The sequence below is a fragment of the Alcanivorax sp. IL3 genome (assembly GCF_047495465.1).
In the GTDB taxonomy this organism is placed as follows: Bacteria; Pseudomonadota; Gammaproteobacteria; order Pseudomonadales; family Alcanivoracaceae; genus Alcanivorax; species Alcanivorax jadensis.
The window spans coordinates 336,455-349,395 of record NZ_CP179931.1 but is presented as its reverse complement, the minus strand read 5'-3'; the positions used below and the strand labels follow the sequence as shown (position 1 = coordinate 349,395).

General features: G+C 56.5%; 11 protein-coding genes. 3 read left to right on the top strand and 8 right to left on the bottom strand.

Going from position 1 to position 12,941, the window contains the following annotated elements; translation table 11 throughout:
• Positions 1-60: 60 nt before the first annotated feature.
• The 7 genes from ACMG4M_RS01695 to ACMG4M_RS01665 form a co-directional block, all read right to left on the bottom strand.
• On the bottom strand, positions 61-1,248 hold the full coding sequence (locus ACMG4M_RS01695) for a glycosyltransferase (RefSeq protein WP_035245943.1): 1,188 nt from the start codon (positions 1,246-1,248) through the stop codon (positions 61-63).
• A gap of 6 nt (positions 1,249-1,254) precedes the next feature.
• Positions 1,255-2,385: a hypothetical protein gene (locus ACMG4M_RS01690; RefSeq protein ID WP_414430617.1), complete on the bottom strand. Its 1,131-nt coding sequence runs from the start codon at positions 2,383-2,385 to the stop codon at positions 1,255-1,257.
• Positions 2,386-2,481: 96 nt separating this feature from the next.
• A complete protein-coding gene (locus ACMG4M_RS01685; RefSeq protein ID WP_414430616.1) occupies positions 2,482-3,717 on the bottom strand; it encodes an FG-GAP-like repeat-containing protein in 1,236 nt (411 codons plus the stop codon).
• 60 nt (positions 3,718-3,777) lie between these two features.
• A complete protein-coding gene (locus tag ACMG4M_RS01680; RefSeq protein ID WP_414430615.1) occupies positions 3,778-5,004 on the bottom strand; it encodes an FG-GAP-like repeat-containing protein in 1,227 nt (408 codons plus the stop codon).
• 129 nt (positions 5,005-5,133) lie between these two features.
• Positions 5,134-6,591 (bottom strand): GMC oxidoreductase, encoded by a 1,458-nt coding sequence (locus ACMG4M_RS01675; protein WP_414430614.1) that lies wholly within the window; start codon positions 6,589-6,591, stop codon positions 5,134-5,136.
• Positions 6,591-7,763 carry a glycosyltransferase gene (locus ACMG4M_RS01670; protein ID WP_156964838.1) on the bottom strand — a complete coding sequence of 391 codons (1,173 nt, stop codon included), beginning with the start codon at positions 7,761-7,763 and terminating at the stop codon, positions 6,591-6,593. The genes ACMG4M_RS01675 and ACMG4M_RS01670 overlap by 1 nt, the downstream gene beginning before the upstream one ends.
• A 199-nt stretch (positions 7,764-7,962) precedes the next feature.
• A complete protein-coding gene (locus ACMG4M_RS01665; RefSeq protein WP_035245930.1) occupies positions 7,963-8,559 on the bottom strand; it encodes a hypothetical protein in 597 nt (198 codons plus the stop codon).
• Between the two features lie 100 nt (positions 8,560-8,659).
• On the opposite strand from ACMG4M_RS01665, the gene tmpT reads away from it, so the two are divergent.
• Positions 8,660-9,307 (top strand): thiopurine S-methyltransferase, encoded by a 648-nt coding sequence (gene tmpT, locus ACMG4M_RS01660; RefSeq protein WP_035245929.1) that lies wholly within the window; start codon positions 8,660-8,662, stop codon positions 9,305-9,307.
• 193 nt (positions 9,308-9,500) lie between these two features.
• Here tmpT and ACMG4M_RS01655 read toward each other — a convergent pair whose 3' ends face one another.
• A complete protein-coding gene (locus ACMG4M_RS01655) occupies positions 9,501-10,166 on the bottom strand; it encodes an SDR family oxidoreductase (RefSeq protein WP_035245928.1) in 666 nt (221 codons plus the stop codon).
• Between the two features lie 218 nt (positions 10,167-10,384).
• Here ACMG4M_RS01655 and ACMG4M_RS01650 point away from each other — a divergent pair, with 218 nt between their 5' ends.
• Together ACMG4M_RS01650 and ACMG4M_RS01645 are read left to right on the top strand one after the other, a co-directional pair.
• Entirely contained in the window at positions 10,385-12,250 is a 1,866-nt protein-coding gene (locus ACMG4M_RS01650) for a hypothetical protein (RefSeq protein ID WP_414430613.1), read from the top strand.
• 126 nt (positions 12,251-12,376) lie between these two features.
• Positions 12,377-12,850, top strand: a complete 474-nt coding sequence (locus tag ACMG4M_RS01645; RefSeq protein ID WP_035245925.1) for a peroxiredoxin — start codon at positions 12,377-12,379, stop codon at positions 12,848-12,850.
• Positions 12,851-12,941: the final 91 nt, after the last annotated feature.

The window sequence follows — 12,941 nt, the reverse complement described above, 5'->3', positions numbered from 1 at the left end:
ACAGTGAAATCTTTCCGGTCAATGAGCAACAACGCAGAATAGTGGCGGCGAAAAACGCTTCTACGCGCTTAATCCAAGCGCCACTTCCAGGTCCGCCGCTGCCTGCCGAATGGCGCAATTCTGATCGTAATCACGATACTGATCCGCAAAACGTCTCGCGCTTTCGCCATAGCCAGGACTGGACATGATGGCATTGATCCCCGCAGCAATCCGTTGAGGCTGGTCGAGAGTAGCGATCTCCCCGGCTCCCATGGCTTTGATTCGGCGGGCAAACATCAACTGCTCCATATACAGAGGTATCTGCATAGTCGGAGTACCTGCAAGCATGAACATGGCGGTGGAGGAATGATTGCCATGAAACACACCCAGAGAGGACTGCTCAGCCAGCTTCTTGATATCTACCAACCCATCAAGAAAACGACACTTTTGGTTTTCGAACGGAGCTCGGAATTTACCCTCAACACCAGGGCAATACACCAGGGTCGGCAAACCGGTTCGACTTAGCATCGCAAGGACTTTGTCGACCCCGGGGCGGGCAGTCAGATAGGCAAAAATCCGCTTCCCCTCCCCTTTTGGCCAGCGCGGTGAAATTGGAATCGACGGTACCCAGGCGCCACGGAAAATATCATCATTGTCACGGCAGAAATGATCCAGCTCGCGAAAACTGGTCAGTACGTTCAGGCAAGATAGCCGATAGAGTTCAGAAACATGCTCAAGCGCAGGTCGACTATCACCAATAACGGTGTTTATGCTGTCCAGCAACATGACATCCTGATGTCTTCGCTGTTTTTCAGACAACTTGTTGCTGATAACCCCGAAGGGCTCCTCCTCGGCAGGAGGACAAAAAAATCCATTGCCCTGCAAGGCAAACGGAATACGTTCCATATAACAGGCAATCATTGCTGATGGCGCGAATTCCAATAGTGCGGCATCCGGCTGCAACGCGCTGAGAAGGCTGCGCCACCCGGTAACCGTAGACATCAGTTTTTCGGGATCCCGAAATCCGATATTACCCAGCAATTGAGAGTAGCAATCGGTGCGAGTCATTTCCCAGGGGCGGTAGGTCACTTGAGGAGTTTGCAACCAGACAACATCCAGACCTTCCAACGCGCGCTGTGCCGCAGAGACATCTCGCACGATGAATGTCAGTTGATGTCCTTTTTCCAGTAAAACTTCAGCAAGCATGCGCAGTGGCATGATATGGCCCATGCCATGCCCCAGCTCCCAGCCAACGACCAGATGCGCCATCTTTTATCACTCTTCCAGCAAGGTATTGAAAAGGCGCAGCGCCAGTGAATCTGGCACCGTTACATGATCCCAGCGAACCCTGTCGCCTTCGCGAATGGTATCGATCAGCTGGCAATCCTGCAGCAACCCTATCGGCACAAAATCACGATGTTGCTCAAAGGGAAGGGTCTCGCCCCGGAACGCAAAACTCCCCAAGGCTCGCGTCACAATGTCTCCAGCTTCCATGTCGGCCTTTGCGATCGCACACACTCCGACAGAGGGTTTTCTTCCATTATTCAACAGGGGTTGCCTGCCATTCAGAACGGCCTCTATCGTTCCCACCATTTCCAGATGACAAAGGTGAAAGGGTTGCAGCAAAAAGTAGTAAGGCCCATCACCCAACTTGAGATATTTGAGAAAGCGCTGTTGTTCCGCATCATGGCGTGCAACAACAAACACCCCGGCAGGACCACCGGCATTAAGCACATAGTCACTCACTGGCCCGGCTTCGTGCTCTTCTGCCATCTCCGCCAGCTGCTTTGCCGCCGCCTCCAGGTCGGGGGAATCCGGCCCCATCATGCCTGAACGGAGCAGATTTGCGCCCATCCCATTGGCCACCAGAGCCTGTTCAATCTGAATCTTGGTGCCATCGGTAAAGGCGGTGACCTGAGGAAGGCTGATCCCCTGCTTTTCTGACCAGAAAACCATATCCTCACGGGATGGTTTCGTGTTGAGAAACCCTTTGATATTTCCGAAGACCACCGGCCGAAATCCCATGGCCGTCACTTTTTCATTCAGTGCTGCCAAACTGCCCGGCTGGTCCCCTTCCGCTTCCGTGAGATAGCCCGTGTCCACAAAGGCACTGCCAACAGTAACGTGAAATTCCGAATTCATGGTGACAACAGGAATCCCGCGTTGATGCGCGGCAGCGACAATCTCACTGGCAAGCAAGACATCGCCACTGCATTCCACCAGCAAGTCGCAGCCTGAAAGAAGCTTTTCACGGTCATTAGTAAGAACCTCCGGGAATGGATGCTCTACCTCGCGCACCGGGCGGCGCGTATATACTTGGCTGACCTTCAGCCGGGGATGCCGTTCCAAGGCCAAAGCCAGGCCGACTCCGATAAAGCCAGTGCCGCAAATAGCAATAAAAGACATGGATCACTCAACCTATTAGCGTTTGCTTCATCATGCCTGAGACGAAAAAAAAGCGCCCGGGCAAAACCCGGGCGCTTCTATTTGAGGGACCAAGGCTTAGCGACGGCGGCGACGCAGCCCAAACAGCATGCCCATCAACACAGCAGCGATACCCAGGGAACCGCCGTTAGAAGAAGACTCTTCCGCAGCAACACTGTCATCCGCGCTAGTATTGCGGAAATAACGAATGCTTTGCGAGCCTTCCAAAGAAATCCGTCTCTCAGACTGTCTAGGCTGGAGTTCTGGCTCAGACATATTCAACTCTACGACAATCAGATCATCCTTGCCGTCACCATCCATGTCGGCAAAGGTGGGCGCAGCCCAACCGGTGGAGGTCACATCCAGGCTGCCGGACGTATCTTCGACCTCGACAAAATCTGCCGTGGAGGCCGTGCCCTCGTTGATGAAAAGGCGTAGTGGTGCAGCGGAAACAGTGCCCATCACCAGATCCAGATCACCGTCGGCATCCACATCGTGAAGGACAGCCGGGGCGCCGTAATAGGGCGCCGTCAAGGCACTGGCTTCCACCAATGGGCTGTTGGCACCAAGATCCATGAAAGTATAGGGGGTGGTTTCGACAGTCATAGACGTATTCATGAATACGCGCAACGTATCTTCATCCACACTGACGATGTCGATCTTGCTATCGTTATCAAGATCCCCGGCAGCAAAGCTTACAGATCCACAGCCAGCGTAGGCGGCGCTCGGTGCCAGCACATTACCGTAAAACGGATTGGCACTGGAGCCATACCCACCACCACTGTACGTGAACGGATAATGGGTCACACCGGTGACAACCCCACTTTCATCGCTCTCAACTTCGGCGAAAGAAAGCTGGGCGCTGCTATAGGCGCAGTCCTGCCCACCGAAGAAATCCAGATCACCATCACCTTCCAGGTCAGCAGCAGACACCGGGTGGCCATAATAGCGGTCATAATCATCCGCAAAAGGGCTCACTGCGATGTCCTGACCCGCATAACCGGGGCCGGCATAGCTCACATCAGGGACATGAGAAAACTCTGGCGCGGTTGCACTACCGATATTTTCCCAGACACTGGTTCCGCCATAGTTATATGGGTAGTTGTCATTCTGATAATTATGGAAAAGCACAGCATCTTTATCGCCATCATTATCCAGATCCATCATCACCAGCGACGGGTTTTCACCGGTGGACGTAATAGCGTCAAACGGATTGGCTTCGGTCACTTCCTCGAAAGCGGCGTTAGCGACCCCGACAAGGCCGACGGAGGCTGCGACAGTCACGGCAAGACGGCGACGTTGAAATTTCTTCATGAATATCTCCTTTTATGTATCCGATAAATAACAACCCGGCAGAAACCGGGCTGTATAGCGTTAACGCCGACGACGACGCAGCAGCAACAAAGACAGCCCGATAAGCAATCCACCGACAGCACCACCTGACGAGCTGCTGCTATTTCCTGTGTTATTTTCGTTCGCCGTAGCACCAGCGCCATCATTCAGGAACAGTCGATAAGACGCAGCCCCACTGGCCTGCTGTTCAGCAACGACCAGATCGTCATCATTGTCGTTATCGATATCGGCCATCACCGGGGCGGCATAAATGTCGGTGGATACGTCCAGGGAGGCGTCAGCTTGTTGCTCAAACACGGCCATGCCAGCAGTGCCGGTGTTCACGAACAAGAGCATATCCCCGGGTCCGTTACGCACCCCCACGATGACATCCGTATCGCCGTCGTTATCCACATCGCCGGCGGCCAGAGGGGCGCCGTAGTGTTCTGAATGATTCAGTGCAGGAATATCATCCGGGATACCCATATAAACGCTGTTGGAAGCACCCGCATAAAAGGGGTTATTGCTGCCGGTGAGTTCATTCAGCTGAACCACGCCATCGATACTGCCGTTATTCTGATAGACACGAACAAACTGGTTATCCATGACGACAAGGTCCATATCGTCATCACCATCAATATCCAAAGGTACCGCTGAGGCATATCCGCCGTATTCGTCCAGATAAGGCACCAGGCCCTGGCCGTAATAGGGACTGTCAAACCAGTAATACGTGCCGTTGTGGTAGCCGTCGGCCAGGCTAGTGGCTACGCCATAGGCATCCGTAGTCGTGACCCCAAACCACATTTCCACGCTAGAGGTGTTGGAACCGCCAATAAAGTCGGCATCCCCGTCGCCATCCAGATCGCCAGCAGCCACCGGGTGGCCATAGGAGCTATAGGTCCAGGAATTCGCAAACGGGTTTACCTCGAAGGTATCACCACCGTAACCGGAGATGGGAACGTCGGCGACCTGGGTGAATTCGGCACTCTGGGCAGAGCCGGTATTTTCATAAAAGCTGATATCACTGCCGTAATAGGGAAAACTGTCAGCGTCCGCAGCATGGAAGACAACGGCCTCGAGATCACCATCATCATCAAAATCCTGCAAAGTCAGGGACGGCATTACTGTGCCAGAGGTAATAGCATCGAACGGATTGTTTTCGGTCACTTCGGTGAAACCAGCGTATGAAGGGCTGGCAATGATGGCGAAACCACCAAGCATAGACGCACGAATAGCAGCAGCCAGCGGCTGTCGACTAAATAAAGACATGATTTTCCCCCATCAACCCCAGAGTCTGGCCGTTAATCCTTGGCCGCTTTTTTACATTTCGTCACGATATTAGGTCACTTTTCCAACAATGTGAAATGGTTCGCATAAAAACATCGGAATGAATTAAGTTCATTGCTTTTTCTGTTTCGAAAGGAGCGCCCCCAGGCGCTGACTCAACGCTGTCAGAATAAGGGTTGGAGGGACAGTCATCCCGCTGGGGAAGACACTGCTGCCAGCCACATACAGGTTTTCGGTACCCCAGACTTTCAGGTTGGCATCCACCACACCATCGCGGGGGTCCAGCGAAAGGCGTGTCGCCCCCATCAGATGATGCGATCCGGGCCTCAGTGCGGTTTGCTTGTCGACACTTCCCACTGCTTCAGCAAGCTGGCGCTGCAGATCACTTCCGACCTTGATGGTGCGGCGGTCTTCAGCGGTGAGGCGATAATCAACCCTGGGCAGGGGGTCACCCAGGGCATCGGTCTTCTGGCCGGGCAGAATACGGTTTTGTCTGCTGGCTTCCTGCTCAAACAATACCTCGACCATGGTGAACTCCGAGCCCTGCGGCCCGGGTTTGAGCCCCACATGGAAAAGCGTTCCCCGGATGCCGTCATAGGCCGGGTCATGGAGCATGTCGCGGACATGCAAATGAGTCTCCGTTGCCCCTTGCGGCAACAACGCTTTCTCCCGGCGCCCATAAATCTGTTGCCCGGGATGCTCCATAAAGCCTGCACCCAGCCAATCGCTATGATTGCCCGGTGCCGCTCCGCCGTTGCTGCTGGCGCTGTTCCACAGCAGCCTGGGGGTCTGCACGCCACCACCACAGAGAATCACCGTACCGGCCTCCACCTCCAGCGGCTTGCCCTCCCGGTCGGCACATTCCAGCGCCACGGCCCGCCCGCCGCTCATGCGGATACGGCGAACCGTAGTGCGATCTTTCAGGGCAACCGTGTTCAACCCGGCCACGCGGTCAATTTCTCCGTCTTCCAGTAATCGCAGCGCATCCATCCCTTCATGGTGAACCATGCCGTAGGCACCGGCTTCCAGGTGCTGATACCCCGCTCCGGTCAACAGCTTGCGAAGCCCTTCGCTGCTGGCAATGAAAGGATTGACTGGCAAGGCCGGATTCATGGCCGGCTCGGACGGACGCACATGCAGCCATTGCTCGGCCGACTGCAACCAGGGCGTCAGGCTGTCCATGGAAAAGGGCCAGTCCTTCCCCACCCCACGCAAGCTGGCAGCGTGCAGTTCCTGCTCCAGGGGGCGCGGCGAATGGCTCTGCCAGAGGTTGGTGGTTCCGCCCAGTAGTCGCTGGGTTGCCCAGCCAAAGTTATAGGCCAGGCCCCACTTGCCCGCTTCGACAGCATGCATGTCCTGTAACGCCCGATCAGGCTCTGCTGCCCCTCCTTCCAGCACCAACACTTGCCGCCCCGCCTGGGCCAGGCTGTCAGCCAGGGCTATGCCCGCAGGGCCGGAGCCGACGATGACAAACTCCGCAGAGAGTTTTCTCTGGCAACCAGAAAGCAATGCCACCGGTGACAGCGACAAACTTAGAGCCACATCGCGAATGAATTCCCGCCGCTTCATCACAGCAACGCTCCGATTTCCCGGACCATGCGGTTAACACTGTCTTGATAATCAAAACCCTGATACCGGGAGGCGGCTTTGCCGCAGGATTCCTGCATGGCGCGGCTACGCAACATTGTTTCCAGGAGAGGGGGAATGGCCTTGCCGTCTTTAACCGGGAGCATGGCACCCAGGCTGGAGCTGGCCACCCTGCGGGCGCAGGCCTCCTGCTCCTGGTGCAGAGGGAAAGACAGTGAGGGAACTCCGCCAAGCATTGCCGCAGCGGCCGTACCATGATTGCCGTTGCAAACGATCAGGTCCGCGTCACGAGTTACCGACTTCATACTTTGCCGCCCCTCCACAACCCGGATATTGGAACTTTTATGCCGACGCAAAATAGCAGGGTCAATGCGGTCCGGAACCAGCAAAAGAGACAGTTTCAAAGCATTTACTGCCGTCAGGAATCCCTCCAGTGCTGCAAACGGCTTCAGATACGCGAACACCTGATGCTGGCCGGCATCTGGCCAGACGGGACGCTCACCATCTTCGGGCACTTCCACTCCCATATAAGGAACGCCATCCCGAGGACCAAGGTGATCCAACTCCGCAAAACTCAGCAGGTATCGACCCGCAACACTGTTAAAGAGCTCGTGAAGGTGGTTCAAGGGCTGCCCACCCGAGCTGCCAATCAGTTTGTTGAACACATCCAGGTGGCGCTGTTCACGCTTGCCATTGTCGCCAACAGCAAAACCGGGGAAACACATTGGGAACTGCTCAGGGGGCAGGGTAAAACCGGTTCCCACATGGACAACCGGGATACGCAAGGCTCTTGCCATCAGCAAGGCCCCGGGGCTGTGCTCTGTTATCACCAGGTCAGGTTTGAACAATGTCGCCAGCTGGCACCAGGCATGATGCCGACCCTTGAGACTCGCGTTATCGGCGAAACCATTGAGCGAAAGCAAGTCAGCAACACCTTCCGCTGGGCGCCCCAAGGGGTAGCGCTTATCAACCTGGGAGGGAGCCTGGACAATGGACTTGCTAAAAGAACCCAATACCCGACGGGCCGTGTGCACCTCCACCGCAGCAACCACCAGATCATGCCCTTGCTCTACCAGAGCCTTGAGCACTTTACGCACGGGCATCAGATGCCCCATGCCCTCACCCATTTCCCAACAAAACAGAATTGTCGCCATCCCCGCCCCCGATCATCGCCTCCTGATGCGGCCACAGAGTGGCCGGTTCCGGCTTTTCAGGCAAGCTCGTATTCCCTGCAACGATGGATAACACAATGGGCATGACCTGCTCAGTCAAGCGTCGCCATCCTGCGTTTTTGACCATCAAAGCCCATGGCCAGTACTGCCCTGTCACCGAGCAATATTTGTCCGGGATGGTTTACTCCTGTCGACCTTCGATGGCGGACAACAGCACTCCGGCGGCAATCCCCAGGCGTTTATCCAGCCGCCCGTCATGATCCGCACTGAAATCCACATCCAGTTTCAGAATGAAGGGATTGAACCGTTGCCGGTACTCCGCCACAGGCTTGTCGCCCACACTGGCGTGGTAGTGCTGCGGAAAGAAGAACGCCAACACTTCGATATAGCGACGCACCAGTGCCTTGAGCATGGAGTCTTCTTCCAGGGTGCCGATTTCCTGGCCTTCGCTATCGAGGAAAGTCCAGTGGTCGCGCAGAAAGGACGACTTGAAACCCGCCCGCCGTAAGGTGCCCACATGCTCATTGTTCTGTGAATCATGCACGTCATAGGCGCCGGCAAAATCGAAAATGCTGCGGGTGGAGATACGCAGCAGTTCCTGCTCCTGGCTTTCATCCGCATACAGGCGAATGTCCTCGCGGATGCGGAAGCGCTTCATGTTGGAATATAGCGCCAGCTCTCCGGTGTCCGTATAAAGATGAAAGGCATCACCGAAAAGCCGGAAGAATTTTCGGCGAATGGTATAACGGCGGTGCTGAAAACGCGCTGCATGAGTCATGGCCTGCCTTCCCTGAGCAAAAAAAGCTACCCTACCAGCGCAAGAAACGATCACAAGCCTTCCTGGCATGGAAGGCGAACGCTCACCAACAGGCGGCCCTATGAACCCGGAATTCTGGCATCAGAAATGGCACAACTCGGAACTGGGATTTCATCTTCTGCAGGTCCATCCATTACTGCAGCGTTACCTCGACGAACTGGCGTTGAAAGCCGGTCAGACCGTCTTCCTTCCCCTGTGCGGCAAGACCCTGGATATCGGCTATCTGCTGGAAAAAGGCTACCGGGTGATCGGTGCCGAACTGTCTGATAAAGCCGTCACCGACCTGTTCGCCTCATTGAATCGCCAGCCGGTGATGACCGACTGGCAAGGTGGCAAGCGTTACCAGCATGGCGACCTCTGCGTCTTTCAGGGTGACATCTTCCTGCTACAGTCCGGTGATATAGCGGCACCGGATGCCATCTATGACCGGGCTGCCCTGATCGCCCTGCCCGAGGCCATGCGCGCACGTTATGCTCGCCATCTACTGACAATCACCGACAAGTCACCGCAGCTACTTATTACACTGGAATATGATCAACAGGAAATGGATGGTCCGCCGTTTTCTGTTGGCGAACCGCAAATAAAAGCACTTTATGGTGCCGACTACTCAGTCGCCTCGCTTTCCAGAAAAATGATTCTCGACCACGAACCGGTTTTCCGGGAGCGGGGGCTGACGGCGCTTTATGAAAATGCGTTTCTTCTTGGGTGATTTTTCGTAGAGGAACAAACCGCAGAGAAATACGGTTTTCGATACCATCAAACCAATCACCCTGTTGTAGCTATGCTTGCATGGCGAACCATCCCCCAACCCTTCGCCATGCAAGCATAGCTACAACGAAAACCAAAAGCTCGGTGCCCTCTGTGGTGAAACGCTTTTCCTGATCAGGCCACTAATAACCTATTTACCAGGGCAACACACTGCCATCGGAATGCCAAAAGGTACCGCTGTTTTCCAGACTCAGCTCATCCATCCGCGTAATCAGATTTGACGCCGCTTCGTCCACTGTCAGGTTACCGCTGTTGCCGGTCATGTCGGTCTGCACCCAACCCGGGTGCAGAATAGCCACGGCGATGCCGCGTTCGTGCAGGTCCAGCGCCAGGGATTTACCCGCTGCGTTCAAGCCGGCTTTGCTGATGCGATAACCGTACTTCTTCCCAGAGCTGTTATCGGCAATAGAGCCCATCCGCGAAGTCATCAGGCCCACCTTGCTGCCTTGATGCAGGTTGTTCAGCAGCGCCATGGTGACCCGCAGCGGACCCAGGGTATTAACCTCGAACTGTTGCAGGATCTGCTCGAAATCCATCTCGTCCACGGTCTCGCTGAGCATGATCCCGGCATTGTTGTAGAGAATATCCACCGACGTATTACCCAGCGCGCTGATCAGGTTACTGACCCCGTCAGCGGTGCTCACGTCCACGCCATCAATAATCTCCACGCCACTGTCTAGCAACGCGGTCGACGCCTGACGACACACCGCCAAAACCCGCTCGCCACGGGCTTTCCAGTGTTTTGCCAGTGCAAGGCCGATGCCCCGGTTTGCACCAGTGATTACAATATTCTGCGCCATTTCTGCCTCCTTTCTATTGGTTTCCCAGTGACTTAGCTGCGCTCCCATTCAAGCACCTTCTTTGTGCATTACAAAACACTGCAACATTAGATACAAAACAACATTTTTAGCCAACATTGGCAGCGCAATGAATTTTATATAGTGCGCGCACAGGTGGATTGCGCTGATACGCCTGTCATACACGCTTTTGTGTTCATGGAAGAAAGGGGGAAGTACCTATGCTAGACCTTTTGAAAATCCTGCTGATGAGCTCTCTGCTCGTCACCCTGGCCGCCTGCGGTGGCGGCGGCGGCAGTAGCCCGGCCACCACTACGGGCAACACCAGTGAAGAAACCGGCAATACCGGCAATGAAGACGGTGGCGATACTGACGGCGAAGAAACCGACGGTGGTGACGATGAGACTCCGCCGCTTACCGAAGATGAGAAACAACAGCTTCTGACACTGATCGATACCAACAACCACTTCACTGCCTCTGTCTGCCCGCAGGCGCTGCTGGGCACCCAGCTGGGCGGCGTGATTGATGTCCTGGCCTGCGAGAACGAAGCGCTGACCAACATCTCTCTGGGTAACGACAACGTCCTCGGCCTGCTGTGCGCCGATACCGTTGCCGCTACCGACACCGACCTGCTCGGCAGTGTCACCGAACCCACTTTCCTGCCGACCTGTCTGGAAGAAAGCGTTCCCTACCTGGTGGACACCCTGGGCGGCATTCTGGATAACAGCGGGGCCATCGGCCAGCAGCTGTGCCCCAGCGCGGAAAACCCGCTGGAGTGCGTGGTACAAACCCTCAGCAGCGTTCCAGACAGCACCCTGGCCGGCGTGCTGGGTTACCTTGGTTGCGACAACGCGCTCAACCCGCAGCTCTGCCTGACTCAGGTCGCTGACAACCTGGCCATGGGCGAGCCCCTGATCGGCACTGTGAACAGTCTGTCTCTGGCCCTGTGCCCGATTGCCACCGGTGCAGATGAATTCGCCCCGCAAGAATGTATTACCGAAGTGCTGGGCGGAGTGGGCTCCATCCTCAACCTGACCGGCGGCCTCGGCGAGCTGTGCCCGGAAGGCGCTGACCCGTTCACTTGCCTGCTGGCTGCCGGCGAGAACCTGGGCCCCATCGGCGAACTGATGGGTGAGAGCCCACTGGACCCGGCCATTCTGGAAGACCTGCTGGCCGGTCTTGCCGAGCCCGGCAACATGGAACTGCTGAGTGAGCTGCCTGCCATGCTGGAACAGATTCCGGTACTGGGCGACCTGCTGGCCGGCCTGCTGGGTAATGGTGGCGACCTGTTCGGCACCCTCAGCGACCTGCAATCCCTGCCTGACCTGCTGACACAAATTCCGGTGCTGGGCGACATCCTCAACGGTGCTGCCGGTGGCGACAGCGCTGGCCTGCCCACCGATGCCCTGAGCCTGGAAACCCTGATGGGTGCCCTGGAAGGCGATCAGCTGAGCATGGTGACCGACCTGCTGGCCGACGTGCCGGTACTGGGTGACGTGGTCAATCAACTGCTGGGCGCCGTGTCTTGCGACGCCGCCAACCCGCTGAACTGCCTGACCGACTCCGCCGGCCAACTGGAACAGTTCACCGGCCTGCTGGAACAGATCCCGCTGCTGGGTGATGTCCTGAACGGCCTGCTGGAAGCCCTTACCGGCGCCGGCAACGGCGGCGAGCTGCTGCCCGGCACCGAGATGCTCAACGAGATCCCGGTACTGGGTGATCTGCTCAATCAGATCCTCACCACCCTGCAAGGTGGCGCTGGTGGCGACATGCTCACCCCGGACCTGGCCATGCTGGAACAGATTCCGGTATTGGGTGAACTACTGAACGGACTGCTGGGCGGGCTGCTTAGCGGTGACCCCAGCGGCCTGCTGAACAGCATCATGGACCAGGACGGCAACCTGCTGGACAGCGTATCCGCCCTGGTGGAAGAACTGCCGCTGGTCGGCGACCTGGTCGGCAACCTGCTGGTGTCCCTGCTGGGTGAAGCCGAAGCCAGCAGCCTGCTGGCTCCTCTCAACGATGCCCTGACCACCATCCCGGTACTGGGTCCGGTACTGGGCGGCCTGCTGGGTCTGCTCGGCTAATACGTTATCAAGCACCACAGAAAACGTCCCTTTAATGGGGCGTTTTCTGTTTCTGCCCCGCCTCCCCCCTTTCCTGTCACCGCGTCTTTGTTACAGTGGACATCCACTTACAGAAGGATGCGAATCATGACCATTGCAGTCGGCGATACTCTTCCTGCCCTCACTATCAAGACAAACGGTGCCAAAGGCCCCGAAGACCTGAACACCAGTGATTTTTTCAAGGGCCGCAAAGTGGTTCTGTTCGCGGTACCCGGCGCCTTTACCCCGGGCTGTTCCAACACCCACATGCCCGGCTTCGTGATCAACGCCGATGCCATTCTGGAAAAGGCTGACGCCATCGCCTGCATGGCGACCAACGACGCCTTCGTCATGGATGCCTGGCAGAAAGACCAGAACGCCGAGCACATCACCATGCTGGCCGACGGCAACGCGGAATTCGCCAAAGCCCTGGGCCTGGAACTGGATGCCACCGGCGGCGGCATGGGTATCCGCAGCAAACGCTTCGCCCTGATCGCCAACGATGGCGTAGTGGAGTACATCGGCGTGGATGAAAAAGGCGTGGACAAGAGCAGCGCTGAAACCGTGCTCGGCCAACTCTGAGTCGAACCTCAAAATACAAATACCGCGTCCAGAGGTTGGGCGCGGCCAGCAATCTGACCAGCGCTTATTGCCGGTGAATTCACAACGGCGC

Bases quoted from the DNA above. Each gene is read 5' to 3' on its own strand.
- ACMG4M_RS01695 (WP_035245943.1), bottom strand. From the start codon at position 1,248: ATGGCGCATCTGGTCGTTGGCTGGGAGCTGGGGCATGGCATGGGCCAT.
- ACMG4M_RS01690 (WP_414430617.1), bottom strand. From the start codon at position 2,385: ATGTCTTTTATTGCTATTTGCGGCACTGGCTTTATCGGAGTCGGCCTG.
- ACMG4M_RS01685 (WP_414430616.1), bottom strand. From the start codon at position 3,717: ATGAAGAAATTTCAACGTCGCCGTCTTGCCGTGACTGTCGCAGCCTCC.
- ACMG4M_RS01680 (WP_414430615.1), bottom strand. From the start codon at position 5,004: ATGTCTTTATTTAGTCGACAGCCGCTGGCTGCTGCTATTCGTGCGTCT.
- ACMG4M_RS01675 (WP_414430614.1), bottom strand. From the start codon at position 6,591: ATGAAGCGGCGGGAATTCATTCGCGATGTGGCTCTAAGTTTGTCGCTG.
- ACMG4M_RS01670 (WP_156964838.1), bottom strand. From the start codon at position 7,763: ATGGCGACAATTCTGTTTTGTTGGGAAATGGGTGAGGGCATGGGGCAT.
- ACMG4M_RS01665 (WP_035245930.1), bottom strand. From the start codon at position 8,559: ATGACTCATGCAGCGCGTTTTCAGCACCGCCGTTATACCATTCGCCGA.
- tmpT (WP_035245929.1), top strand. From the start codon at position 8,660: ATGAACCCGGAATTCTGGCATCAGAAATGGCACAACTCGGAACTGGGA.
- ACMG4M_RS01655 (WP_035245928.1), bottom strand. From the start codon at position 10,166: ATGGCGCAGAATATTGTAATCACTGGTGCAAACCGGGGCATCGGCCTT.
- ACMG4M_RS01650 (WP_414430613.1), top strand. From the start codon at position 10,385: ATGCTAGACCTTTTGAAAATCCTGCTGATGAGCTCTCTGCTCGTCACC.
- ACMG4M_RS01645 (WP_035245925.1), top strand. From the start codon at position 12,377: ATGACCATTGCAGTCGGCGATACTCTTCCTGCCCTCACTATCAAGACA.